Origin of the sequence: Pseudomonas putida (assembly GCF_028682635.1) — a bacterium.
GTDB lineage: Bacteria > Pseudomonadota > Gammaproteobacteria > Pseudomonadales > Pseudomonadaceae > Aquipseudomonas > Aquipseudomonas putida_AE.
In genome coordinates, this window is record NZ_JANHLK010000014.1 from 144583 (window position 1) to 167072 (window position 22490).

25 protein-coding genes, 1 tRNA gene and 3 pseudogenes are annotated in these 22490 nt (G+C 59.7%); 15 read left to right on the forward strand and 14 right to left on the reverse strand.

Going from position 1 to position 22490, the window contains the following annotated elements:
• Positions 1–87 (forward strand) — tRNA-Leu (locus tag NPS56_RS18705).
• Positions 88–279: 192 nt separating this feature from the next.
• On the opposite strand, the gene NPS56_RS18710 is transcribed toward NPS56_RS18705, so the two are convergent.
• Together NPS56_RS18710 and NPS56_RS18715 are read right to left on the reverse strand one after the other, a co-directional pair.
• The gene (locus tag NPS56_RS18710; RefSeq protein ID WP_274075972.1) at positions 280–1137 is read right to left on the reverse strand and encodes a TauD/TfdA dioxygenase family protein; all 858 of its coding nucleotides are present in this window, start codon (positions 1135–1137) and stop codon (positions 280–282) included.
• 287 nt (positions 1138–1424) lie between these two features.
• Entirely contained in the window at positions 1425–2456 is a 1032-nt protein-coding gene (locus NPS56_RS18715) for an AraC family transcriptional regulator (RefSeq protein ID WP_274075973.1), read from the reverse strand.
• A gap of 151 nt (positions 2457–2607) precedes the next feature.
• On the opposite strand from NPS56_RS18715, the gene NPS56_RS18720 reads away from it, so the two are divergent.
• Entirely contained in the window at positions 2608–3933 is a 1326-nt protein-coding gene (locus NPS56_RS18720; protein WP_274075974.1) for an MFS transporter, read from the forward strand.
• Between the two features lie 97 nt (positions 3934–4030).
• Positions 4031–4682 (forward strand): annotated as a pseudogene (locus NPS56_RS18725) (putative sulfate exporter family transporter); the annotation flags it as partial.
• Between the two features lie 131 nt (positions 4683–4813).
• Here the strand turns inward: NPS56_RS18725 and NPS56_RS18730 are convergent.
• Positions 4814–5827 carry an AraC family transcriptional regulator gene (locus tag NPS56_RS18730; protein WP_274075975.1) on the reverse strand — a complete coding sequence of 338 codons (1014 nt, stop codon included), beginning with the start codon at positions 5825–5827 and terminating at the stop codon, positions 4814–4816.
• A gap of 360 nt (positions 5828–6187) precedes the next feature.
• Here NPS56_RS18730 and NPS56_RS18735 point away from each other — a divergent pair, with 360 nt between their 5' ends.
• Positions 6188–7249, forward strand: coding sequence for an alpha/beta fold hydrolase (locus tag NPS56_RS18735; RefSeq protein WP_274075976.1), 1062 nt, complete (start codon positions 6188–6190; stop codon positions 7247–7249).
• A gap of 107 nt (positions 7250–7356) precedes the next feature.
• On the opposite strand, the gene NPS56_RS18740 is transcribed toward NPS56_RS18735, so the two are convergent.
• The 4 genes from NPS56_RS18740 to NPS56_RS18755 form a co-directional block, all read right to left on the reverse strand.
• Positions 7357–9006 (reverse strand): 3-(methylthio)propionyl-CoA ligase, encoded by a 1650-nt coding sequence (locus tag NPS56_RS18740; RefSeq protein ID WP_274075977.1) that lies wholly within the window; start codon positions 9004–9006, stop codon positions 7357–7359.
• Between the two features lie 185 nt (positions 9007–9191).
• Positions 9192–9671 (reverse strand): 2,4'-dihydroxyacetophenone dioxygenase family protein, encoded by a 480-nt coding sequence (locus NPS56_RS18745; protein WP_274075978.1) that lies wholly within the window; start codon positions 9669–9671, stop codon positions 9192–9194.
• A gap of 106 nt (positions 9672–9777) precedes the next feature.
• Entirely contained in the window at positions 9778–10650 is an 873-nt protein-coding gene (locus NPS56_RS18750) for a TauD/TfdA dioxygenase family protein (protein ID WP_274076007.1), read from the reverse strand.
• A 268-nt stretch (positions 10651–10918) separates the two neighbouring features.
• Positions 10919–11056, reverse strand: coding sequence for a hypothetical protein (locus tag NPS56_RS18755; protein WP_274076009.1), 138 nt, complete (start codon positions 11054–11056; stop codon positions 10919–10921).
• On the opposite strand from NPS56_RS18755, the pseudogene NPS56_RS18760 reads away from it, so the two are divergent.
• Positions 11034–11456, forward strand: a pseudogene (locus NPS56_RS18760) (DUF1214 domain-containing protein); the annotation flags it as partial. The gene NPS56_RS18755 and the pseudogene NPS56_RS18760 sit on opposite strands and share 23 nt — an antisense overlap.
• A 193-nt stretch (positions 11457–11649) precedes the next feature.
• The gene (locus NPS56_RS18765) at positions 11650–12309 is read left to right on the forward strand and encodes a MarC family protein (RefSeq protein ID WP_274075979.1); all 660 of its coding nucleotides are present in this window, start codon (positions 11650–11652) and stop codon (positions 12307–12309) included.
• 64 nt (positions 12310–12373) lie between these two features.
• Here the strand turns inward: NPS56_RS18765 and NPS56_RS18770 are convergent, their stop codons facing one another.
• Together NPS56_RS18770 and NPS56_RS18775 are read right to left on the reverse strand one after the other, a co-directional pair.
• Complete coding sequence (locus NPS56_RS18770) at positions 12374–12820, reverse strand: hypothetical protein (RefSeq protein WP_274075980.1); 447 nt, start codon at positions 12818–12820, stop codon at positions 12374–12376.
• Between the two features lie 104 nt (positions 12821–12924).
• Positions 12925–13719 (reverse strand): transporter, encoded by a 795-nt coding sequence (locus NPS56_RS18775; protein WP_274076008.1) that lies wholly within the window; start codon positions 13717–13719, stop codon positions 12925–12927.
• A 230-nt stretch (positions 13720–13949) separates the two neighbouring features.
• On the opposite strand from NPS56_RS18775, the pseudogene NPS56_RS18780 reads away from it, so the two are divergent.
• The 8 genes and pseudogenes from NPS56_RS18780 to NPS56_RS18815 form a co-directional block, all read left to right on the forward strand.
• Positions 13950–14294: pseudogene (locus NPS56_RS18780) on the forward strand (DUF3313 domain-containing protein); the annotation flags it as partial.
• 120 nt (positions 14295–14414) lie between these two features.
• Entirely contained in the window at positions 14415–14780 is a 366-nt protein-coding gene (locus NPS56_RS18785; protein WP_425313637.1) for a hypothetical protein, read from the forward strand.
• Between the two features lie 14 nt (positions 14781–14794).
• Entirely contained in the window at positions 14795–15253 is a 459-nt protein-coding gene (locus tag NPS56_RS18790; RefSeq protein ID WP_274075982.1) for a glycine zipper 2TM domain-containing protein, read from the forward strand.
• A 259-nt stretch (positions 15254–15512) separates the two neighbouring features.
• On the forward strand, positions 15513–16745 hold the full coding sequence (locus NPS56_RS18795) for an acyl-CoA dehydrogenase family protein (RefSeq protein WP_274075983.1): 1233 nt from the start codon (positions 15513–15515) through the stop codon (positions 16743–16745).
• 10 nt (positions 16746–16755) lie between these two features.
• Entirely contained in the window at positions 16756–17400 is a 645-nt protein-coding gene (locus NPS56_RS18800; protein ID WP_274075984.1) for a DUF1214 domain-containing protein, read from the forward strand.
• Positions 17401–17581: 181 nt separating this feature from the next.
• On the forward strand, positions 17582–17998 hold the full coding sequence (locus NPS56_RS18805; RefSeq protein ID WP_274075985.1) for a hypothetical protein: 417 nt from the start codon (positions 17582–17584) through the stop codon (positions 17996–17998).
• 9 nt (positions 17999–18007) lie between these two features.
• Positions 18008–18376 (forward strand): hypothetical protein, encoded by a 369-nt coding sequence (locus NPS56_RS18810; protein ID WP_274075986.1) that lies wholly within the window; start codon positions 18008–18010, stop codon positions 18374–18376.
• 160 nt (positions 18377–18536) lie between these two features.
• The gene (locus NPS56_RS18815; protein WP_274075987.1) at positions 18537–19310 is read left to right on the forward strand and encodes a ParA family protein; all 774 of its coding nucleotides are present in this window, start codon (positions 18537–18539) and stop codon (positions 19308–19310) included.
• A gap of 88 nt (positions 19311–19398) precedes the next feature.
• Here NPS56_RS18815 and NPS56_RS18820 read toward each other — a convergent pair whose 3' ends face one another.
• Both NPS56_RS18820 and NPS56_RS18825 read right to left on the reverse strand, forming a co-directional pair.
• Entirely contained in the window at positions 19399–19608 is a 210-nt protein-coding gene (locus NPS56_RS18820) for a hypothetical protein (protein WP_274075988.1), read from the reverse strand.
• A gap of 93 nt (positions 19609–19701) precedes the next feature.
• A complete protein-coding gene (locus NPS56_RS18825) occupies positions 19702–20538 on the reverse strand; it encodes an NAD(P)H-binding protein (protein WP_274075989.1) in 837 nt (278 codons plus the stop codon).
• A gap of 167 nt (positions 20539–20705) precedes the next feature.
• Between NPS56_RS18825 and NPS56_RS18830 the strand changes: the two genes are divergently transcribed.
• Complete coding sequence (locus NPS56_RS18830; protein WP_274075990.1) at positions 20706–21347, forward strand: TetR/AcrR family transcriptional regulator; 642 nt, start codon at positions 20706–20708, stop codon at positions 21345–21347.
• A 46-nt stretch (positions 21348–21393) separates the two neighbouring features.
• On the opposite strand, the gene NPS56_RS18835 is transcribed toward NPS56_RS18830, so the two are convergent.
• From NPS56_RS18835 to NPS56_RS18845, 3 genes are all read right to left on the reverse strand, one after another.
• The gene (locus tag NPS56_RS18835) at positions 21394–21678 is read right to left on the reverse strand and encodes a hypothetical protein (protein WP_274075991.1); all 285 of its coding nucleotides are present in this window, start codon (positions 21676–21678) and stop codon (positions 21394–21396) included.
• Between the two features lie 200 nt (positions 21679–21878).
• Complete coding sequence (locus NPS56_RS18840; RefSeq protein ID WP_274075992.1) at positions 21879–22109, reverse strand: hypothetical protein; 231 nt, start codon at positions 22107–22109, stop codon at positions 21879–21881.
• 130 nt (positions 22110–22239) lie between these two features.
• Positions 22240–22461 carry a hypothetical protein gene (locus tag NPS56_RS18845; RefSeq protein WP_274075993.1) on the reverse strand — a complete coding sequence of 74 codons (222 nt, stop codon included), beginning with the start codon at positions 22459–22461 and terminating at the stop codon, positions 22240–22242.
• Between the last annotated feature and the right edge of the window lie 29 nt (positions 22462–22490).

Sequence of the window (22490 nt, forward strand, 5' to 3'; positions counted from 1 at the left end):
GCCCGAATGGCGAAACTGGTAGACGCATGGGACTTAAAATCCCCCGCTCGTAAGGGCGTGCCGGTTCGATTCCGGCTTCGGGCACCATATATCAAAGGCTTACGCTTGATGGCGTAGGCCTTTTTTGTTGGGCGCAAACCGGGTCGAACTCCCGGAAAAACGCCGTAACAGCGGTTTGGGTGACGGGCAACTATTGGCCGTTTCCTCCAATGGTGAGAGGAAAAAACGACCCAAAGGAGACGCTCAGCAGCGTCTCTGGGGTCTGAACCGGTTGACTGATCAGTAGGGTTTGTCACCGATAATAGCCGCGCGCTCCATCTTGCGATGGCAAGGCGGATAGTCCATCACGGCATAGTGTTGGGTGCAGCGGTTATCCCAAATCGCCACGCTGTTTTTCTTCCAACGCCAGCGCACCTGATACTCGGGATTGTAGGCCTGGCTGATCAGGTACTTGAGCAGGTCGACGCCGGCCTGGTTGTAATCCTGGCCGAAACGGACACGGCCATCGCGGTGGTAATTGACGAAGTGTGTGGCGTAGGCATTGACGAACAGCACCTTCTCGCCGGTTTCCGGGTGGGTGCGCACGACCGGATGCTCAGAATCCGGGTACTGCGCCTTCATCGCCAGGCGCTTTTCCCTGGGCATGGCGGCGGCGAAGGAGGCGTTGAAGCTATGGCTGGCGATCAGGTTGCCGATTTCCTGTTTCACGTCCGCCGGCAGCTTGTCATAGGCCAGCACCATGTTGGCCCACATGGTGTCGCCGCCGACCGGAGGGCATTCGACGCATCGCAGCACCGCGCCCATCGGCGGCGATTCACGCCAGGTGGCATCGCAGTGCCAGGCATTTTCATAGCGATCCGCCGGGTTCTCGGGGGTCTTGTAGATTTGCACGAGGCCGGGCGCTTCGGGATGGCTGGGCAGCATCGGGTGGGTTTCGAGCTGCCCCATGCGCAGGGAAAAAGCCTCGTGATCGCGACGGGAAAGTTTGTCCAGATCCTGGTCACGCAGGAACAGCACCTTGTGTTTGAGCAGTGCGGCGTAAATTTCGTTGAACAGGTCGTCATCGCGCACTGCGTCGCCCAGGTTCACATCGAGCAGTTCCGCGCCGATGGCGCAGGTCAGTTGTTCGACTCGCATTGCGTCTCCATTTACTTGGTCTATGGCCGGGCCGTGGGCGTGACAGGTGAAAGCCATGCCTTGAGTGACGGCGGCGCTTGTTATTGTTGATCCAGTTTTTTGGCTGCGGCGGTGTGGGACAGGTGAATCCGCGGGAGTCTGCGGCAGGAGCCGACAGCGATGCCGCGCGCCTATCCTAGTTGGCAGGCACGGGCAATCCTGTGCATTTCAGGACGTTTTCTTAGCGTATTGGGACAAAGTCGGTCCGCTCGCGGGCGCGCTCCCTTGGGACCGCCCGTTCCACTTACTCAGGTGAGTGACCCGGGTGTCACCTGGCTCTCTCGGTAGGCTGTGACCCAACTCGATGGCGTCTGGCCAAACTGGCCACGGAACCAGCGGGAAAAGTCACCGGCAGAGGAAAAACCAAGCAGCTCGGCGACCTCATATAACCGGCGCTTGCTGTTGGCCAGGTACTCTTCGGCGAGTTCGGCACGCACGGCATTGATGATGGTGGTGACGCTTTGCCCTTCCTCCGCGAGGTGCCGGTTCAGCGTGCGTCGATGCACGCCGAGGTGCTGGGCAACGCCATCGACGGAACACAGCCCGCCCGGCAACAACATCTTGACCACCTGGCGCACCCGCTGCGCCGGCTCGTCGCGCAGGTTGGCCAGCAGCAGGTCCAGGGAGCGCTTCACTTCGCGATGCAGCGTCGGGTCTGCCGCGGGAATGGCCGCGTCGAGATCGCGGGCGCGGCAAACGATGGCATTGAACTCCTGGGAAAACTCGATCGCCGTGCCCAGCACGCGGTGATGGACTTCCAGGCTGGCGGGTCGCTCGTGGGTAAAGCTGACCCTGACTGGCCGGAAAGTCTGGCCGCTGAGATTGTTCAAGGTGCGCACGATAATCCCCGTCGCCTGTTCGATCGCCTGGCGCCAAACGCCATGATGACCCTGCATGTTCACACCCATATGCAACAGGACCAGGTCCCCGACATCTTCAAGCCGCAGCTCCACACCGGCGTTATGCAACCGGGCGTAACGCGCGCAGGACAGCAAGGCTGCGCGCAGTGTCGGCTCTTCGCGAATGAGCAGCGCCAGCATGCCGAAGTTGGACAGCTGCCTCGATTGCGCCAGCAACAGCCCGAACGCCTCATGGCCAGACAGGCGCGCCGACTCTTCCAGCAGCCAGCCGACCGAATCGCTGCTGATCATGATGTTCGGATCGGCCAGGGTACTGGCCGGCAGCTTGGCCAGGCGCAGCATGCGAAACGGGTCCAGCCCTACGGAGCGGGCCACTTGCTCATAGTGGGTCAGGCTGGCACTGCGGGTCAGGGTGTACATGCTGGGCTGTCCCAATTTCACAAGAATGTGTCCTGCGAAGCTTAGTGCAGGACGCCCCGCCAGAGCTACCTTCAGGTCACTGATAATAGTGGAGGCAGAGCCGTATTGGCCATCCGCTTTATAACAACAATAAAACCCATGAGGAGGCTGCATGGCCTTTCACCCAATCGCCGACGATGACGACGCTGGTTGCGTCAACGTTGCGCGTAGATATGCCTGGATTGTCTTTGCACTGACCTTCGGCCTGTTGATTTCCGATTACATGTCGCGCCAAGTGCTCAATGCGGTGTTCCCGCTGCTCAAGAGCGAGTGGGCACTGAGTGACGGCCAGCTCGGCCTGCTCAGTGGCATTGTCGCCCTGATGGTCGGCCTGCTGACGTTCCCGCTGTCGCTGATGGCCGACCGTTTCGGCCGGGTCAAGAGCCTGGCGCTGATGGCGCTACTGTGGAGCCTGGCCACTTTGGGCTGCGCCTTGGCGCAGGACTACCCGCAGATGTTCATCGCCCGGTTCATGGTCGGCGTCGGCGAAGCCGCCTACGGCAGCGTGGGCATCGCGGTGGTGATTTCGGTATTCCCAAAACACATGCGCGCCACCCTGGCCAGCGCGTTCATGGCCGGCGGCTTGTTCGGCGCTGTGCTGGGCATGGCCCTGGGCGGCGCGATCGCCGCCAAGCTGGGCTGGCGCTGGTCATTTGCCGGCATGGCGTTGTTCGGCCTGTGCCTGGCGGTACTGTATCCAATCATCGTCAAGGAAGCGCGCATTGCGCCGCAACGTGCGGCGCGGGCCCTGAACCAGGGCGCGCAGGTCCAGCGCCCGTTGCGTACCCTGTGGTCCAGCCGTTCGGTGGTGGCGACCTATTTCGGCAGTGGTTTGCAGTTGTTTGTCGGCGGCACGGTGATGGTGTGGATTCCCAGCTACCTGAACCGCTACTACGACATGCCGACGGACAAGGCCGGCGGCCTGGCAGCGCTCATTGTGCTGTGCAGCGGTGTGGGGATGATTCTGTGCGGCATGCTCAGCGATCGGCTGTGTCGCAACTCACCGGAGCGCAAGGTCAGCCTGGCCATCGCCTTCTGCCTGGGCAGTTGCCTGCTCTTGTCGGCGGCGTTCGCGCTGCAGGCGGGGCCCGTGCAATTGCTGTTGATTTGCCTCGGCATGCTGATTGCCACCGGGACCACGGGCCCGGCTGGCGCGATGGTCGCCAACCTGACCCATTACTCGGTACACGGCACGGCGTTTGCCACGTTGACCCTGGCCAACAACCTGCTCGGCCTGGCCCCGGGGCCATTTATTACCGGCCGGGTTTCCGACCTGATCGGCCTGCATGCCGCGTTTCAACTGGTGCCACTGGTCAGCCTCGCGGCCGCGGCGGTGTTCTTTTACGCCAAGTGTCACTACCACAAAGATATTGCCCGTTTAACGGGTGACAGCGTCGCAGCCCCTGTCAGTGACGCCGCGTTAGAGGTGAAGTTGTGAGTCGTTTTTCAAGTGTTGATGTGTTTTTCGATCGCCCCTGGAACCTGATCGGCAAGCGCAAGCTGGAGCAGATGCTGATTGGCGAGGAGTCCATGCCATGAGCGCCATTGCTCGCACCCAAGCCCATACCCGCGTGCGCGAATTGGCATCGGGTTTTATCGTCAGCCTGATCGTGGCGGCTGCCGCTTCGTTTTTGTCCGAGCACTATGGTGCGCCGCTCATGCTGTTCGCCTTGTTGCTGGGCATGGCGCTGAACTTTCTGGCGGACGAAGGCTCGTGCAAGGCCGGTGTCGAGTTTACCGCGCGTATGGTGCTGCGCATCGGCGTGGCGCTACTGGGCATGCGTATCACCCTGGAACAAATGGCGGCGTTGGGCTGGAAGCCGATGGCGCTGGTGGTGATCCTGGTGGTGACCATCGGCGTCTCGGTGATCGCCGCCAGGCTGCTCGGCTTTGTTCGGCATGCTTACCGGTGGCGCCACCGCCATCTGCGGTGCATCGGCAGCCTTGGCCCTGGCCGCGGCGTTGCCTAACCATCCGCAGAAAGAGCGTGCGACCCTGTTCACGGTGATCGGCGTGTCGGCGTTGTCGACCCTGGCGATGATCGTCTATCCAATGATTGCTCACGGGTTATCACTGATGCTGGCCTGCATCAACAGCACCGGCTGGATCGCGCCGGCGGTGCAGGGCGGGGTCAATGAGTTCTCGCGCTGGTGCCTGGTGATTTCCATCAGTGCCCCGGGCATGCAGGGCTTCACTGGGCTGGCTCCTCGTTACAGTGAGGCTCACCACCGGTGTGACAAGCACCGGTTTTCGCGGCGACTGTACCAGCAGTCGCCGTTTTTTTTGTGTGCGTTGAAAGGCGGGAACAGCGCTCCCTGTCAGGGAGCGACCGCTTGTTTCTGCGCGCGACGCCACGCCGCTGGCGGCATGCCGAACTGGTTGATGAACCAGCGGGTGAAGGAGCTGGCCATGGAGAAGCCGAACATGTCGGCGATGCTACTCATCGAGTGGTTCGGGTTTTCCAGATAACGGAGCGCCAGGTCACGGCGCACCTCGTTGATCAGGTCGTTGAAGGCACAGCCGTCGTCTTGCAGGCGGCGTTGAAAGGTGCGCACGTTCATGCCCTGTGACAGCGCGATCTGTTCGATCGTGGCGCGGCCCATGGGCAACAGCAGGTAGATTGCCTTGCGCACTTCGAACAGCAACGAAGTGTTTACATCGCTTTGCAGCGAGTCGATGTAGTGTCTGGCATAACTTGCCATGGCCGGGTCGGCATTGGCGTTGACCATGTCCAGACTGGCATCGGAGCAGACGATGCCGTTGAAATCGCTGCCAAACTCCAGGTTGCAGCCGAACAGGCGCCGATGCAGATGCAGGTTCTCTGGCGGCTGGTGCATGAAGTTGACGCTGTACGGGCGCCACTGCGCGCCGAGCAGTGTCGAGCACAGGCCGAACAGCACACCGATGACCAGTTCCGAGGCCTGGCGGCTGGGCAGCAGCGATTCGGTGACCATCTCGGCACGAATGATCACCATCCGGCCGGCTTCTTCAACGAAGATCCCCAGGGAGTCATTCATCAGATGACGATAGTGCTCCATTACCTGAAAGGCCTCACGCAGGGTGCGTTGCTGGCTGAGCAGCAGGCTGACCGCGCCGAAGTCTGAAAGCTGACGCGACTCGGCCATGCGCAGGCCGAGGGTCTGGCAACCACTGGCGACGGCAGAATCTTCCAGCAGGCGCACGGCGGAATCGATGGGTATACGGTTTTCCGGGACTCGCAGTTGAGCCTTGCTCAGCCCGACGACGGTCATGATGTCGCACGGGTTGAATCCGAGGTCCTGGGTGACTTCCAGGTATTTGGTCAAGACGGCGGCGCGAACAAGCTTGGGCATGTGCAGGATCTCCCTCGGCCGATGGCGGCGTTGCTTTTTTCATCGAAGGTGTTTTGCGCGGGAAGAGGGCGCTTGTGGCGGAACTGCTGGCGCCAGCGATCTTCAACCCTGGTCTGGCGTGATGCAGAGCAGGTAGCGCGGATCCATTTTAGGGAGCATGGGCCCGGTGGCATGGGCATGGCGGGATAATTTCTTAGCATACTGGGACACAGTCGAAGAGCCTGGAACGATGGCGTAAGGCGCCGCGCTGCAGGTGTTGGCGCTGTCCCAGTTTCACAAGATTGTGTCCCGGGAAGCTCAGTGCAGAGCACCCACACGGCGCTACCTTCAGGCCCACAATTGATAAGATGGAGGTAGAAAATGGATACGCGCACTTCAATGCGTATCGGTCAGCCGCTCGCTGCAATGGCGCCTGCGGATGCCGACGATCCTGATGCATTCAATCACTGCTTTGCCGAAGTCAACGGCATCCGCATGCATTACATCGACGAGGGCCAGGGCCCGCTCGTCATCCTGCTGCATGGTTTCCCCTACCTCTGGTACATGTGGCGGCGCCAGATCGTGGCTTTGGCCGAGGCCGGCTTTCGGGTTGTCGTGCCCGATCAACGCGGGTTCGGGCAGTCGGACCGACCCGATGCCATCGAAGCCTATGACATGAGCCAGGCCGTCGGCGACATGGTGGGCTTGATGGCGGCCCTGGGCGAAACGTCCGCGGTCATCATTGGGCACGACCTGGGGGCCTGGGTGGCTCAAGCGTCGGCCCTGTTGCGACCGGATCTGTTCCGTGGCCTGGTGATGCTCAATACGCCGGTGCCACCGCGCGGCAAGGTCAAGCCGACCGTGGGTTTGCAGGCCATGGCGAAAGGAAGGGTCTACCACCACCTGTATTTCCAACAGCTCGACAAGCCGGATCGCGAGTTGGCCCATGATCCGCGCAAGACCTTGAGCAGCGTCTTCTATTCGATCTCCGGCAGCGCCGTCGGCGCCGAACGCTGGCGTCTGTTCGTCGAGGCCGGTGAACCCATTCTCAATGCCTTCACCGAGCCGAAGGGGGAGTTTCCGTCCTGGTTGAGCCCGCGGTCGCTGGACTACTACGTCGCCGAGTACACACGCACGGGCTTTACCGGAGCCCTCAACTATTACCGCTGTCGTGACCGCAACTGGGAAATCACCGCGTTTCTCGACGGCGCGAAGGTCAGCCAGCCGAGCCTGTTCATCGGCGGTGCTGCCGACCCTTCCCTGGAGCCGGTTGAAATCCGCGGCCTCTACGAGCAGATGGACGCCTACCTGCCCGCACTGCGCAAAAAGGTGTTGCTACCCGGTGTAGGCCATAGCGCCGCAGAGGAAAGCCCCGCCCAGGTCAACGAGTTGCTGCTGGAGTTTCTCGAGCAGTCGATGTCCTGTGAGCCAGCGGCACGCTAAGCCACTTCATGGCGTCAACGCAAAAGGCAGGGCGAACGCTAGCGGCATCTGCCGTAACGTCCGCCCTGCCTTTGCACATGGACAGGGCTGGATTTTTACCTGGCTACTCAGCTGACAACCTTGACCAGCAGATGATCGCCGAACTGCTCGCGCAGACGGTTCTTCAAGACCTTGCCCGTAGCACCCAGTGGAATCGTATCGACGAAGACCACATCATCCGGCGTCCACCACTTGGCAATCTTGCCTTCATAAAAGGCCAGCAGTTCATCCCGCGTCAGGGCTGCCTGCGCTTTCCTGACGATGACCAGCAACGGCCGCTCATCCCACTTCGCATGTTTGGCCGCGATGCAGGCCGCCTGGGCGACTGACGGATGGCTCAGCGCAATGTTCTCGAGGTCGATGGAGCCTATCCACTCGCCACCCGACTTGATCACATCCTTGCTGCGATCGGTGATCTGCATGAAGCCATCGCCATCGATGGTCGCCACATCGCCGGTCGGGAACCATGTCTGGCCGGCGTGCTCGAGAAGCGGCGAGCACTCACCTTCGTTTCTGAAATAGTCGCGTACCACCCAGGGGCCACGCACCATCAGGTCACCCGACGTCGCGCCGTCCCAAGGCAGTTCCACGCCGTCCGTACCGACGATCTTCATGTCGACGCCAAACACTGCGCGGCCTTGTTTGGACTGCACGGCATTACGCTCGGCCGCGGACATGACCAGGTGCCTGGCCTTGAGGGTGCCGATGGTTCCGATCGGGCTCAACTCCGTCATCCCCCAGACGTGCAACACCGCCACGCCGAAGGTCTCCTGAAACCTGTGCAGCATGGCCGTGGGGCAGGCTGCACCGCCAATAATGGTGCGTTTCATGCTGGAGAAAGACTTGTCGGTTTGCTCCAGATGCCCCAGCAACCCTTGCCAGACTGTCGGTACGCCGGCGGAGAGGGTCACCTGCTGCGCTTCCAGCAGGTCGAACAGCGATTGGCCGTCCAGCGCAGGTCCGGGAAATACCAGCTTGGCGCCGACCATGCACGCGATGTACGGGAGCCCCCAGGCATTGACATGGAACATGGGCACAACCGGCAGGATGACGTCCCGCGCCGAGCAGTTCAGGGCATCCGGCAGTGCGGCGGCATAGCTGTGCAATAGCGATGAGCGATGACTGTACAGGACGCCTTTCGGGTTGCCCGTGGTGCCGGAGGTGTAGCAGAGCGTACAGGCGGCTTCCTCGTCGAGATCCGGCCAGGCATAGTCGCAGGCGCCCTGTTGCAGCAGATCTTCATAGCACAGCAGGTTGTCGATACCGGCGTCCGTTGGCATGTGGGCCTGATCGGTCATGGCGATGAACGCCTTGACCGTATGGCAGCGGCCAGCGATGAGCTTGATCAACGGCAGGAAGGTCATGTCGAAGAAGATGTATTGGTCTTCGGCATGATTGGCGATGTAGGCCACCTGGTCTTCATGCAGGCGCGGGTTGATGGTATGCACGATGGCACCCATGCCGCCGATGCCGTAGTACAACTCCAGGTGACGATAGCCGTTCCAGGCAAGCGTTCCGATGCGGTCGGCCGGCTGCACGCCCAGGCCGGTCAGGGCGCTGGCCAACTGGCGCGCGCGACGGTGGCAGTCACGGAAGGTGTAGCGATGGATATCGCCCTCCACCCGGCGGGACACAATCTGAGTATCGCCATGATGGCGGTCGGCGTGTTCTATCAGAGAGGAAATCAACAGCTGCTTGTGCATCATCAAGCCATGCATGGGCATCGCTCCGTTCATAAGTCTGAGATCGGGGGAGCGGACAGGCGGCCAGGGCTCTCTGTCAGATTCCACGTCAAGACCGCGAACCGGGACAGCCTGTTTTCCTCCCCTGGATGTTGGCGCTCAGGTAACCGACCCGGCTGCCCCGTGAATCGGGGCGTGCCGGGAGCGTTGCTGGAACCGGATCAGTTGAATGCCGTGAGATCTTTCGGCTCGATGTCATGCAGCTCGCAATAGGCGAGGTAACGCTTGAGGCCGGACTTCCAGTTTTCCAACGCGACGATGTTGTCGTTGTCATCGACAAACGCCAGATCGCCATTGACCTGGACCAGGGTCAGCACATAGCCGTCGCCATTGCCGGTGCTGACGACTTCCGGTGTGTGAGTCGACCCGGCCGTCTCGTAGACGATGCTGCCCGGACCTGCGACCCAGTCATGTTCCTTGTATTTCCACTGGCCTTCGAAGGTGTAGACCATCACCGTGCCCGTGTGGTGATGCTTGGGCAGCTGCATGTCGATCGGCGCCTTCATCATGACGATCCATTCGCCGCGGATCGGGTCGAGCTTGAAGTACTTGAGCAATACGTTTTCCGCATACGGGGTAAACGGAATCCAGGGCAGGGATTCGCCATCGATGACGGCGGTGTCGACGTGTTCGTAGAGCATAGGTATCTCCGTTGATTGTTGTTGTGATCGGGAATTTTTCGGCGGCCGGGATCGCCCGACCCTCACGGAGGGTCGGGTGTTCTGGCAGCCTGTCAGGCAGTCAGGGTCAGGTCAGCGGGGTGCCCGCCAGGGTCGCGCGCAGCATCTTGCGTGGTGCATTGCCGTAGTCAGCCACCGCGTAGTGCTGGACTTGCAGGTTGTCCCACATGGCAACGGTGTTGGTGCGCCATTTCAGGCGAACCTGATATTCAGGAATGGCGGCCTGGGAGATCAGGTAGTTCATCAGATGATGAGCCTCGGGCATGAAGTCCTGGCCGTAACGGATGTCCTCGAAGTTGAAGAAATTCGAGAAATGGGTGGTGAACGCCGAGTTGACGAACAACACCTTTTCACCCGTCTCGGGATGGGTCAGCACAACCGGGTGTTCAGCGCCGGGACTCTTCAGGGCCATCGCGTGACGTTCTTCGCGTGGCAACTGGGCGCCAAAGGTCTGCTCGGCGCCGTGCTTGGCATACAAGCCCTCGATCCGTTGCTTGATGGTGTCGGGCAGATTGTCGTAGGCCATCACCATGTTGGAAAACAGAGTGTCTCCGCCGGTTTCCGGACCCAGTTCGCAGCGCAACACCGCGCCGCGGGGCGGCGCCTTCTTGTAAGTGACATCGGCATGCCAGAGGTTCTCGCGGCTGGCCTTTTCGACATAGTTTTTAGGCTTGTTCGGATCGAGGTTGCGGTACAGCATCAGCAGCTTGTCCGCCTCCGGATGGCTCGGCGCAAGGGGATGGGCTTCCAGTTCGCTGAATTGCGCGGCGAAATGCTGTTGCTCCATTGGAGTGATGTTCTGGTCGCGGAAGAACAGCACTTTGTGCTTGAGCCACAGCTCCCGGATTTGCGCGATCAGTTCGGGGTCCTCAGCGGCGTCGACAAGGCTGACGTTGCTGAGCTCGGCGCCGATGGCGGGCGTGCATAGCTCCACCTTGATCGAATGCTGTCGCACCGACGACCGGATGATGTTCGGTGCCGAGGGAGAGGCTGGTGAAGGGGTGTCCTGGATTTCGGCGATTTTTGTCATTGTTGTCTCCAATCCGTGCTTGTACGGCGGTGCGCAAGATATGCGCCCGTTATAGGTAACTGGCCCCCGCTGATGGGGCGGAGGTAGTGGTCCTATCGTAGATATCCCGGGCACGAGGCTATGAGCGCAGCGGGACAGTTTCTTAGCATGTTGGGACAACGAGCCTAGCGGTCAGGACTCAGGTGAATGATGACCAATGCTCCGGCGCTGTCTTGCCTGCCAGGCCGGAATTAGTTGAGATGCGGATCTGCATCAATCGATGATTGTGCTGCATCGCCAGTTGGCTGAGGTGCTCGGCCATCTCCAAGTCGAGCATGTACCAGAACACGCCCGAGGAGACCCAGTACCAATTCAAGGAAGACGACAGTCAGGGGCAACCCCTGGACGGCAATCATCAATACACGGTGACCTTTGCCAAAGGACAGACGCCACCGGTCAAGGGCTTCTGGTCGTTGACGCTGTACAACGCCGAGCACTTCTTCCACGCCAACCCCTTGCAGCGCTTCTCGCTGGGCACCAAGAACAAGACGCTCAAGGATAATCCCGACGGCTCCCTGACTCTCTACCTCGGCGCCAAGTCCCCGGGCGCGGACAAGGAAAGCAACTGGCTGCCAGCTCCCACGGGGCCGTTCTCGTTGCTGCTGCGCAATTACTGGCCTGAGGCCTCGATCATCGACGGCAGCTGGACGCCGCCTGATGTGGTGAAAACCAACTGACCCTGGTGCGGCTTGCCCGTGTAGCGTCAGTCATTCACTTGCCTGCCCGGCAATCGGGCAGGCAAGGCCTGCACAGGCATCTACGTTTTCAGGCGGACAATCGGGATCCGCTGGTTTTATGCCCATGATTTGAGGCGCGCTGTTTTTGATCAGCTATGGTAAGCCGGTACACAACCCACTTGGCAGATCATCCATGAACGCCTACCTCACACTGTTCTTCGGCATGTTCACTACCCTGCTGGCAATCATCAATCCGCTTGAGGCCATTCCGGTATTCCTTGGCCTGCTGCAAGACAAAGACGCTGTCGAACGGCGTCGAGTGGCGCGCAAGGCTTGCCTCTATGCGCTGCTGCTGATGTTTTTCTTTTTGATTTTCGGAAACCTGCTGCTGCGCCTGTTCGAGGTTCCATTGAGTATGATTCGGGTGGTCGGTGGGCTGATCCTGATGCGCATCGGCTTCGAGCTTTTCGCCCCTTCGCCCAACAGCAATCTGATTCCAAGCGCTGGCAAAGGCGACCAGGACGTATCCTTCATCCCCATGGCCATGCCGATCATGTTCGGCCCCGGCGCTATTGCCACCGTGATCGGCTTGACCAGCACCATAAAAGATTCCGACCGCGCCATACTGTCCTTCGCCGTGGTGGCACTGGCGATCTGTGCCACTATGTTCACAACCTACCTTTCTTTGGCTTACGCCAATGTCATCCTGAAAAAGATTGGCCCGCAAGGCATTGACGCAGCGACCCGCATCGTCGGCTTCTTCGTTTCGGCGATGGGCGTCGGCCTGATTTTCCACGGGACGGTGGAGTTTCTTCAGTCGTATGGAGTGCTGCTTGACGGGGTAGCCAAGTAAGGCGACGCCTTGCGCAGCGAATGGCGAGGTCAAGAAGCGGCCGGTCAACGCTGTCATAATCGCTTCACCTGACCGCTTGTGCGATATCTCCGCAAAAAATATCGACGCTGCCATCCTCGGGAGTCGTACGCACGACGATGGAGTACTTCCCGGACAGCAGTTCAGGGACGGCGACAGGCGCAGTTCGGTAAAAAGTCCAGCCGGCTTCAGCAGCACGTTGAGTGGTAATCCTGTTGTTCATGTCATAAGCGGCTGGGCCTGGCTGCTGGCAGCTGCCTTTGTTGACAAAAGTGTAGAGACGCAACGGCAGAGTGGTTCCGTCAGGGACACCAGAAATGTAGAAGTCAAAACTGGTTTCATTATCCACAGTGGTCAGAGTCGTACTGCCGATCTGGCCAGTATTCTGTTGGGTAGCGGTCAACGGCAGTGTCACCGGATGGCTGGAGGAACTGGCGCAGCCCAAGAGGCCTGCCGAGCCCAATAGCATTACCAGCGGGGCGCTGTATTTCATTGGCAATCTCCATCAATGAGTTGGCTGAGGCTCGAGCTGTTATCTACACCGTCGAGGGCATTGCAGTAGCGGTGAAACAGAAATGATTCTGGCCAGAATTGAATTTACTTAGGAAACAACAGCGTGAACGCGACCCGAAACCCCCAGCCCTCAGCACCGTCTTTCGGGCTATCAGCCCAGTAGCGCGGTCCGGCCTGCAAGCTCATGGGTTGATGACCTACTTTGAACAACTGGGTCACGAACAGGTTGATCGGCACCGACCATTCGCGGGTTTGCCAGTCGTAGGTGGACTCGGTGTTGATGCCAAAGGTTGTGTAGGTATGGGTGGTGTAGCTGAAGAACGGCTGCAGGAACGTCTGGTTGATCTTTTCCTTGTCGTCGGGCGGGCTGCTTTCCACGGACCAGATGTGGTTGGCCAGAATACCGCGAGTCCAGCCATTACTTTGTTTAAGCGCGACCACCGTAGGCCCGGCGCCCCATTGTTCAGCGCTCAGCAGGTCATCACTGCCGGTCGGCACCAGAATCACCGGGCCGGCCCCCAGAATCCAGCCGCTGGCGGTGGGTTCCTTGGGTGAAAAGAAGAAGCTCTGAGTGATATCACCGATACCGGATTTGTCGGCTTGCCCGCCGGGTACCAGGCCATGTTGGTCAATGACCGGCAGGATGGTTCGGGAAATCAGGTTCCATTTCTCGTTGATGCTAAAAGGCAACACGGGCTGGATATTGGTGACGCTTTGATAACCCTCGCCGCTGGGCCCGAGCTTCTGGTTCCAGTTGTATTGAATGGGCACGCTGTAGAGCGCCGCCACCGGGTTCAGCGATTGCTTGGCCAATTCGGCCTGGCTGTCGGCGGAGAACCCGATGTTGGGCCAAAGGGTTGCCAATGTCATGACGGGCATGAATTGAAGAGCTTTATTCATACGTACACCTTTCCGATCTCGAAAACATGAACTACCACTTAGTGGTCTGTCCCCGGCTCCGTCCAGCGTAGTTCAGACTTTCTGAATCAGAACTAATTTGGATGTTCGAGAAAGCTTTCTTGTCGAGGTAAGTCCATGCAACCAAGGAAGGCTGCGATTCCAGCTGTGCTTGTTCTGTTCTGCCATCAGGTGCAGGCGGGCGGCATCAGGTGTCGAACATCTCAGAAGCGCCGACCGGCTCAAAGCCCCTGATCATGCGTGCGGCGGTCACCGGCGTGAGTGCCTCCAACGAAGGCATGAAATGGTATGAAGTGGTGCCCATCGCCGCCGTTGTCGGAGCCACACAGGCGGCCACCGGTCACCGGGATCAGGACACGAACCTGTTCATCGAAGCCGAACTCATCGATGCGAAAACCAATCAAACCGTCGCCAAAGTGGTTCGCAAGGTATTTGGTAGCACCCTGGAAAATGAAAGCCAGAAAATTACCGCCCAGGACTTCAAGGCCGCCATCGATAAATTGAATGTTGATCTTTGGGCGTTCATTCGCAGTTGAACCTTAGCGTAGCCGTCACGGCGGCTGCTCGAAACCCTCAAGCAGAGGATTGCTGACATGCGTCTTTATTCATCGCTTCGATGCGCAAGCTTGCAAAGACCGTTACTTGTGGCCGCGCTGATGACCAGCGTGCTGATGCTCAGTGCCTGTGCGTCGGTGGATGCGCAGACAACCGCTTACGTCGGCGTCGAGCACCCCGCGCCAACCCTGGCCAGTGAGGTTCAGATACTCCGTACAGCGCCGACGCGGCCCAACGTGCGGTTGGGCGAAATCCTGATCGATGCCAGTGTCGACCCGGCACCGCCCATCACCCAGGTCGAACAAAAACTGCGCGAAGAAGCAGCCAAGCTTGGCGCAGATGCAGTGGTTGTCGTTTATGACCAGATCCAGCCCGTCGCTGCCTACGTGAGCGGGCCACTCTGGAGCCGTGACATCGAAACGATTCAGGGACGCAAGCTCAAGGGCATTGCCATCAAATATCAATAACGAGGTACACCGCTATGAAAGCAATCATGTCCTGGCTGACGATCACATTGGCGGCTGTACTGATCAGTGCCTGTTCGGCCGTCAGCTCAACCGACGGCGGCGCCGGTGAAGTTGAAATTCGCTCAGGCACAATCGAGCAGATTTCGCTGACACAAATGCAGACCAATCACGACAGTGGCGTCGGTGCTGTCCTCGGTGGCCTGGGTGGCCTGGGGATCGGCAGCCTGATTGGCCGGGGCACCGGGCGGGATGTCGCCATGGTCGCCGGCGCGCTCGCCGGGGCGGTGGGTGGTAATTACGCCGAGAAGAAAAAGTACGATCAACCGGTAGAGGCGCAGCAGATTATCGTGCGGGTCAACAGTGGCGTACTGGTCTCAGTGACCCAGCCGATCAATCCCTCCCTGGCTAAAGGGACGAAGGTGTATATCCAGGGCTCAGGCAATGATGCTCGTGTGGTACCGCAAGGTGGTTAAGATTCATCCGAGGTTTTTGAGCGCTGCACTGTTCCCCAGGCACTTGTAACAAGGACCTGGGTAACCGTAGTTATTCACTTGCCTGCCCGGCAATCGGGCAGGCAAGGCGGGCCCCTTGATCTGCAAGTCTGAACACCCCCCATCCCCCATCAAGGGGGTCAATCCCCCTCGTTCCTGCGCATACCATCCAGCTCGTCCTTGTCGCGACAGCCGCGCCTTGCGTGCGGCCCGCTGCCGCCATTTCCCGAGAGAAACAATAATGACTGGGTATGCCTTGCGAGTGGAACTTGAACCAACCGGCCTCGATGCCGACCTCAACGAGCTGGAATCGGCGATGCAGCAAAGTGCGCGGCGCTTTGCCTGCAATGTGATGCGACCGCTCGGCCAGCAGCTCGACCAGATGACCCCGGCGCAGGTGATCGCCGCCGACTCGCCGTTGTGGCAGGTGTTCGAGGAGTTCGCCGGGCTCGGCCTGAACCTGGCCGATCTGCAGGCTTTGCCGGCGGCCGATCGCGCACGCCTGATGAGCCTGGTGTTCGAGGAATTGGGGCACGGTGACGGGGGCCTGGCCGTGGTGCTGGGCGCCGCCATGATCCCGGGCATTGTCCTGGACCTGGTCGATCGGCAGGACCTGATGCAGCGCTACATCGACCGCCCGCTGGGCTGCTGGGGCATTACCGAACCGGACCATGGCAGCGACATGCTCGACAGCAGCGGCCACGTACGCCACCCCGGCGTGGGGCATGGCCGATTGAATTGCAACGCGAAAATCCAGGGCGAGCGCATCGTCATCAACGGGCAGAAGTCCGCCTGGGTGTCCAATGGACCGATTGCGCAAACCTGCATCCTGTTCTGCGGTTTCGACGATGGCTCCGGCCGCGACCAGCGCTGCGTGGTGCTGGTGCCGCTCGACAGCGCCGGTGTCAGCCGCGGCGCACCGCTGGACAAGATGGGCCAGCGTGCGCTGCCGCAAGGTGAATTGTATTTCGACAACGTCAGCCTGCCGCTCGACCACCTGGTGGCCGGGCCGGAAGACTACGCCAGGGTCGAGCAGGGCGTGCTCGCCGAGGCCAACGCATTGATGGGCGTGATCTGGACCGGCGTGGCCCGTGCTGCCTATGAGCTCGCCTACACCTACGCCCACCAGCGCAAGCAGGGCGGGGTGCCGATCATCGTCCACCAGAACGTGCGCTATCGCCTGTTCCACATGTTCTCCCGCGTCGAGGCCTCCCGTGCCCTGGCGCGCCGTGCGGTGCTGTTCAACCAGCTGGCGCCACGCCCGGCGCTGCAAGGTTCCATCGCCGCCAAGATCACCGCGACGCAGACCGCCTTCGACGTGGCCTCGCAAGCGATCCAGCTGTTCGGTGGCAACGGCGTCACTCGCGAGTACCCGGTCGAAAAGCTGCTGCGCGATGCCCGCGCCTCGATGATCGAGGACGGTTGCAACGAAATGCTCGCCATCAAGGGCGGCACCCTGATTTCACGGATCTGAGAACCTCGACATGAAGATGAATGCATACGTTGCCGGTGTGGGCATGGTGCCGTTCGGCAAACACCTGGACAAGACGCTCAAGGGCTTGGCCGGACAGGCGATCCAATTGGCCTTGAACGATGCCGGGCTGGACAAGACGCAGCTACAGGCGGCGTGGATGGGCAATGCCGCCGCCGGTGTGGTGACCGGCCAGGAAATGATCCGTGGCGAAGTGGTGCTGCGGGGCATGGGCATCGGCAAGATTCCGGTGGTCAATGTGGAAAACAAGCCGGACGACGCGCTGTATCTGGGCACCGACTACGATGGCCGCGGGGAACGGCTTGAGGGCTCGAAGCCGTACAGCCTGACATTTGCGGCCGATCAACTACCGCCGGCCGAGGCGTTCTGGTCAATATCGGCGTACGACGGTGAGCACTTTTTCGAGCCCAACCCGATCAATCGCTATTCAATCGGCACCAAGAATCGGGACCTGAAGAAGAATGCCGACGGTTCGCTGACGATTTACCTGCAACACCCTTCGCCAGGGGCTGACAAGGAAAGCAACTGGCTGCCGGTACCCAAGGGCGACTTCAGCTTGTTGTTGCGCCTGTACAGCCCGGGACAAAGCGTGGTCAAGGGTGAGTACATGATGCCGCCTGTGAGCACGATCATGTAAACGTTGATGGCAGCAATGTCCTGATCTTCTTGGCATCGGCAGCCAGGTGCTCGTTCGCTTCACTCACTGGGAGCGCGCCGGTTACCGCAAACATTATTAGCGCCTGAAATCGGCGGTTACTTCGTAACCCTGGGGTGTCAAGCAGTTTGTGATATTCTTGCTTCTCAACAGGAGCAACACCGTGACCAAGCAAGCAGAAAACAAACCACTGCCACCGACAGGCAGCAAGAAGGCGCATTTCGACGTCCGACTCGGCGACGATCGCATTGTGGTTGTGTCCTCGCGTGCAAGCGAAGTGGTTGAGCGACAAGCCGCAAAGGCTTTTGCCGGCAGTGGTCTGAGTCAGTCGGGTGTATACAAAGCCCCTCGTACTCCACGAGTCCCGCACCTTCAGAATCTGGAGCGGGAGCTTCGCGACCTGAAAAAAGTCGTCGATGCCCTCGCGGTCCGCTCCGTTGTGCACGATCAGTCGGCCCAGGTTTCTGACTCTGTTGATTTCGAGGGCATGACGGTGCTGGATGCTGACACTGCATACCAGCTGCTCGACAATCCTCCCGAGCCTAATCAGGCGCTGCGCAATCTGCTTGCCTTACGCTAAGGGCTTTTAATGGATTTCATCACCGTCGACTTTGATAAGTCGATAGATCGCGCTGCGTTCGACTGCGGAGTTCATCCAGCCCTCAACACATATATTGCCCAGCACGCTGGTCAGGACGAAAAGCGTAACATTTCCCGGACGTTCATGTATCTGCAGGACGGAGTTCTGCTGGGCTACTACACCCTGGCCAACACCGCTGTGGCGCTCGATCAGCTCAGTGATGAGATGAAAAAGAAGTTGCCTCGGTATCAAAGGACAACCCACTTCACCTTGTTTTGTCTGCGTCGACGATCATCCAAGGGATGCGCGAGCAGGAGGCCCGGCATGGCTGAGTTTTGTTCGAGTACTTCACTAGCGCTTCGGCGAACGTTGATGTGAGATACAGGCCTTGAAGAGCTCTTTTATGAGCCCAGCGCTCTAACTCGCGGCTTGCGCCAACCACTGTCGCAATACTGTAATAATTCAGTCATAGAATTGACACGACTTCTTACAGTTTCCCTCAGTCGGCCTCTGGCCTTTTCATGGATGAGCAAGTCCCATGCGTCGTGTCGTATTCAATCAGAAAGGCGGTGTCGGAAAATCCAGCATTGCCTGCAACCTCGCCGCCGTCAGTGCTGCCGAAGGTTACCGGACGCTGCTGGTTGATCTCGATCCCCAGGCTAATTCGACCCACTATCTCACCGGGCTGATGAACGAGAACATTCCTGCGGGGATCGCCGATTTTTTCAAGCAGACCTTGTCCAGCGGGTTCGAGGGCAGGAAGAATCGCGTGAACATCACCCGCACGCCTTACGCCAATCTCGACCTGGTGACGGCCAGTGCCGAACTGTCCGAGCTGCAGTCAAAACTGGAGAGCAAGTTCAAGATCAACAAGCTGCGCAAGTTGCTGATCGCACTGTCCGAAGACTATGAGCGCATCTATATCGACACACCGCCGTCACTGAATTTCTACACCTTCAGCGCGCTGGTGGCGGCGGACCGTTTGCTGATTCCGTTCGATTGCGACAGGTTTTCTCGCCAGGCGTTGTATCGTGTCATCGCCCAGGTGGAAGAGTTGCGCCTTGATCACAATGAATCACTGACAGTGGAAGGGGTGGTGGTCAACCAGTTCACCGGTCACACCGGCTTGCACCAGATGCTGGTGGATGAGCTGATGGCCGAAGGTTTGCCGGTGCTGCCGGTTTACCTGAGCAGCTCGGTGAAGATGCGCGAGTCTCATGATGTGTCGGTTCCCCTCGTGCATTTCGCCCCTCGGCATAAGCTGTCGCTGGAGTTTGCCAACTTGCTGGATGCCCTGGAACGAGCTGCTTAGGGAGCTCCCGGAGATCAAGGGTTTGCGGACTAAAGCTAATGCAAACCCTTGTGTGTTTCGGCTTCGTCTATTGCTGTCCTTTGCGCCGTTACTCCTGTTTGTGTTCAGCGTTCAGGTCTGCCTTGCGTCGATCGCTGCCGTTGGGATTGCCGACATCGATCAGTCTTCTTTCCAGCAGAATGGTTTGCAGGGCCTCGCGGTCCGACGGGGTCATTTGATGTTCTCGCTCCTTGAGTTCAAGCAGGATCGGGCTGGACCACTGGCGATAGGTTTGTTCGGCATTACGAGTGGATGACATCGCTTCCTCCATGGGCTGACTTCTGCCAATCAAGACGCCTTGGTTCGATACGCAAAGTGACCCTAGCCGAGGAAGGCCATTGTTGCCAATGCCTCACATCGGACGGTTCCAGGCACCCGTCGCCGCAGTGCGCCGGACGTAGTCGCTGAAGTCCCGCGCCGGACGCCCAAGCGCGCGTTGCACGCCGTCGGCGACCGCTGTGTTTCGGCCGTCGAGCACGGTGGTGAACAGGTACATGACCAGGTCGATCAGGGGCGATGGAAGTTGTTGCTGTTCCAGCGCCTGGCGATAGTCATCGGCCGGTACGGACAGGAAGCCGATGTCGCGGTTGGTGGCTTGGGCAATCTCCGTGACGGCCTCCGCGAATGTCAGCGCGCGTGGTCCGGTCAGTTCATAGAGCTGGCCTGAATGTCCGGGTTGAGTCAGTGCCGCGACCGCGACGTCGGCGATGTCTTCTGCGTCGACAAAAGGCTCCGGGATCGGTCCGACGGGGAGGGCCAGTTCACCTTCGAGGATCGGTTCGAGAAAGTGCGCTTCGCTGAAGTTCTGGCAGAACCAACTGGCCCTGAGCAGGGTCCAGTCGACGCCACTGTTCTGCACTACGCGTTCGGCCTGTTGCGCCTCGACCTCCCCGCGGCCCGACAACAACACCAACTTGCGCACGCCTGATTGAACAGCCTGGTCGGTGAATGCCTGGATGCTCTCCAAGGCGCCTGGAACCGCAAGGTCGGGTTGATAGCTGATGTAGGCCGAGTGGACGCCTTGGAGCACCGCGGCCCAGGTCGATCGATCCTCCCAGTCAAAGGCCGGGGTCGCCCCTCGGCAACCCTGGCGAACGGGCAAGCCAAGTGCTTGCAGGCGTTGAACGATGCGCCCACCGGTTTTGCCGGTCGCGCCGAGAATCAGCAGGGTTTCTTGAGAGGTTGTCATCGCGTTCATCTCCAGCCACCAATGTGAGTGATGCTCATGTTTTAAAGATGATAAACCCTCATGTTTTTCCGTCAATCGACCGAAGTGCAAAAACCGACGTATGGGCACGCCTTCACACAATGCTAAGGTGAGTCATCGTCATGTTATAGAAAAGGGGAGGAACCCAAGTGACAGACAAGGCCACTGAAACGCCCCAACAGGCAACGATTCGACGCGTCCCTGCGCAACAACGCAGTCGCGAGCGTCAGGAGCGCATACTTGCCGTGGCGACGGACTTGATTTCGAGCAAAGGCAGCGACCAGGTGAAGATGAGTGAAATCGCCGCGCTGTCGCAGATTTCAATTGGCTCGCTTTATCAATACTTCCCCGACAAGAGCTCGATCATCCGCACTTTGGCCGAGCGCTATAACGCTGAAAGTCGTCGCTGCATCGAACAGGCGCTGGGGGAGGTCGAGGATGTGCAAGGGTTGCAGGCGGCCTATTCGACGTTGCTCGACCAGTATTACGACATTGTCCTGGCGACACCGGCGATGCGTGACATCTGGTCCGGCATGCAGGCCGACAAGCAACTGCTCGAGCTGGAACTGCAGGAGAGTCGAATCGCTGGCGACTTGTTGGCCCAGGCCATGTTGCGGGTAACACCAGGCGCCGACGCCCAGCAGTTGGCGGATGCGGCTTTCTTGATCTGGCACCTGGGCGAAGCGACGATGCGGCTGGCGGTGTCGTCCGGGCCAGAGGAAGGGTGCAGGTTGGTGGAGTCCTTCAAGCGCATGTCACTGCACGAAATCCTCGGGCTGGTGTGCCATTGACCACCAAGGATCGGAGTCGACAGGATCGACCCCAATCCTGTTGCCTCTAGACAAATCCCTGCCCATGAAAACCCCGCGGCAGCCGTTGCAGGCCTGCCATGGCGGACAGGCGCTCGATCCAGTCCTGGCGCCAGTCTATGAGCACATGAGGGGTTCTTGCCTTGCGTGCGGCGCGGCGGGCGGCGTTGCGCTCGCTCTTGCGCGCCTCTTTGTAAGCGTCGGTGTTGCGACAGCTTCTGCATTTGACCCGATTCAGTTCCCGGGTTGAGGTGAGGTTGTTGCCTGTGTGACCGCAGGCGAGGTGCCCGCTGACTTTGAAGTGGGTAACCATCTGAACGCCTCCTTCGTGGCGAGGTGATCATTGGACAACCCAGGCTTGCTGACGTTCGCCGCTTGAGGGCGTAAAAAATCCCAGCGCCGGGCTGGGTTGGGGGGCCAGAATCGCAGAGACACACACACGCGGTGACGATAGTGTCGCCGGTCATGTGTCCCGCGTCAGGTCGTGTCTGTGCAGCGGTATCCGAATCGCAATTATCTGAACCGTGGCAGCGGCGGATCGACTGGCCGCAGCGCCGACAGGGTGTTGCGGATCAGCGGCGTATCCTTTTCGATATCGTTCAGCCGGTCACGGATCCTGAGCGCAGTCGGGTGTCCGCCTTGATGATCGACCCAGTCGGCGATTTCCTTGCACGCGGCAGCCAGGCGAACCTGACGGGAGTCGAGCAGGGTGAGCAGGGTGGTGATGGACTCTTTTTCGGACATGGGGAACACCTCCGTTAAGAAACCTGAAGATTGGCAGTAAAAAGCCCGCCGCCAGCGAGCTTCCACCGATGAGGCGCTGATCCTTCAGCACTGTCTCAGTATAGACCCGTAACCGCTTGGCGAATGCTCGTCAGCCTTGCCGGACCGTCATTTGCGATCGGGCGTTGAGCTCTCGACATACGTATTGGGCATCGCGTTCAAGATCGTAGCCGTCGCCGATGAAGCCATTGGTGCGAGTATCGGCGATGCGGTACCAGACGGCGGCGTCAGCGGGTTGATGCACGGTTTCTCCAGCCCGGCGTCCATGGATGATGATCTTGTTGCAGCGCTTGACGACAAAAATGTCTTCCATGGCTTCACCGCAGCTGATTCGTGTACAGA

Excerpts from the sequence above, each read along its gene's own strand:
- NPS56_RS18795 (WP_274075983.1), top strand. The coding sequence starts at position 15,513 with ATGACTGGGTATGCCTTGCGAGTGGAACTTGAACCAACCGGCCTCGAT.
- NPS56_RS18835 (WP_274075991.1), bottom strand. The coding sequence starts at position 21,678 with ATGGTTACCCACTTCAAAGTCAGCGGGCACCTCGCCTGCGGTCACACA.
- NPS56_RS18720 (WP_274075974.1), top strand. The coding sequence starts at position 2,608 with ATGGCCTTTCACCCAATCGCCGACGATGACGACGCTGGTTGCGTCAAC.
- NPS56_RS18790 (WP_274075982.1), top strand. The coding sequence starts at position 14,795 with ATGAAAGCAATCATGTCCTGGCTGACGATCACATTGGCGGCTGTACTG.
- NPS56_RS18785 (WP_425313637.1), top strand. The coding sequence starts at position 14,415 with ATGACCAGCGTGCTGATGCTCAGTGCCTGTGCGTCGGTGGATGCGCAG.
- NPS56_RS18755 (WP_274076009.1), bottom strand. The coding sequence starts at position 11,056 with ATGCTCGACTTGGAGATGGCCGAGCACCTCAGCCAACTGGCGATGCAG.
- NPS56_RS18825 (WP_274075989.1), bottom strand. The coding sequence starts at position 20,538 with ATGACAACCTCTCAAGAAACCCTGCTGATTCTCGGCGCGACCGGCAAA.
- NPS56_RS18770 (WP_274075980.1), bottom strand. The coding sequence starts at position 12,820 with ATGAAATACAGCGCCCCGCTGGTAATGCTATTGGGCTCGGCAGGCCTC.
- NPS56_RS18745 (WP_274075978.1), bottom strand. The coding sequence starts at position 9,671 with ATGCTCTACGAACACGTCGACACCGCCGTCATCGATGGCGAATCCCTG.
- NPS56_RS18765 (WP_274075979.1), top strand. The coding sequence starts at position 11,650 with ATGAACGCCTACCTCACACTGTTCTTCGGCATGTTCACTACCCTGCTG.
- NPS56_RS18735 (WP_274075976.1), top strand. The coding sequence starts at position 6,188 with ATGGATACGCGCACTTCAATGCGTATCGGTCAGCCGCTCGCTGCAATG.
- NPS56_RS18840 (WP_274075992.1), bottom strand. The coding sequence starts at position 22,109 with ATGTCCGAAAAAGAGTCCATCACCACCCTGCTCACCCTGCTCGACTCC.
- NPS56_RS18800 (WP_274075984.1), top strand. The coding sequence starts at position 16,756 with ATGAAGATGAATGCATACGTTGCCGGTGTGGGCATGGTGCCGTTCGGC.
- NPS56_RS18715 (WP_274075973.1), bottom strand. The coding sequence starts at position 2,456 with ATGTACACCCTGACCCGCAGTGCCAGCCTGACCCACTATGAGCAAGTG.
- NPS56_RS18845 (WP_274075993.1), bottom strand. The coding sequence starts at position 22,461 with ATGGAAGACATTTTTGTCGTCAAGCGCTGCAACAAGATCATCATCCAT.
- NPS56_RS18775 (WP_274076008.1), bottom strand. The coding sequence starts at position 13,719 with ATGCCCGTCATGACATTGGCAACCCTTTGGCCCAACATCGGGTTCTCC.
- NPS56_RS18740 (WP_274075977.1), bottom strand. The coding sequence starts at position 9,006 with ATGCATGGCTTGATGATGCACAAGCAGCTGTTGATTTCCTCTCTGATA.
- NPS56_RS18730 (WP_274075975.1), bottom strand. The coding sequence starts at position 5,827 with ATGCCCAAGCTTGTTCGCGCCGCCGTCTTGACCAAATACCTGGAAGTC.
- NPS56_RS18710 (WP_274075972.1), bottom strand. The coding sequence starts at position 1,137 with ATGCGAGTCGAACAACTGACCTGCGCCATCGGCGCGGAACTGCTCGAT.
- NPS56_RS18820 (WP_274075988.1), bottom strand. The coding sequence starts at position 19,608 with ATGTCATCCACTCGTAATGCCGAACAAACCTATCGCCAGTGGTCCAGC.
- NPS56_RS18810 (WP_274075986.1), top strand. The coding sequence starts at position 18,008 with ATGGATTTCATCACCGTCGACTTTGATAAGTCGATAGATCGCGCTGCG.
- NPS56_RS18815 (WP_274075987.1), top strand. The coding sequence starts at position 18,537 with ATGCGTCGTGTCGTATTCAATCAGAAAGGCGGTGTCGGAAAATCCAGC.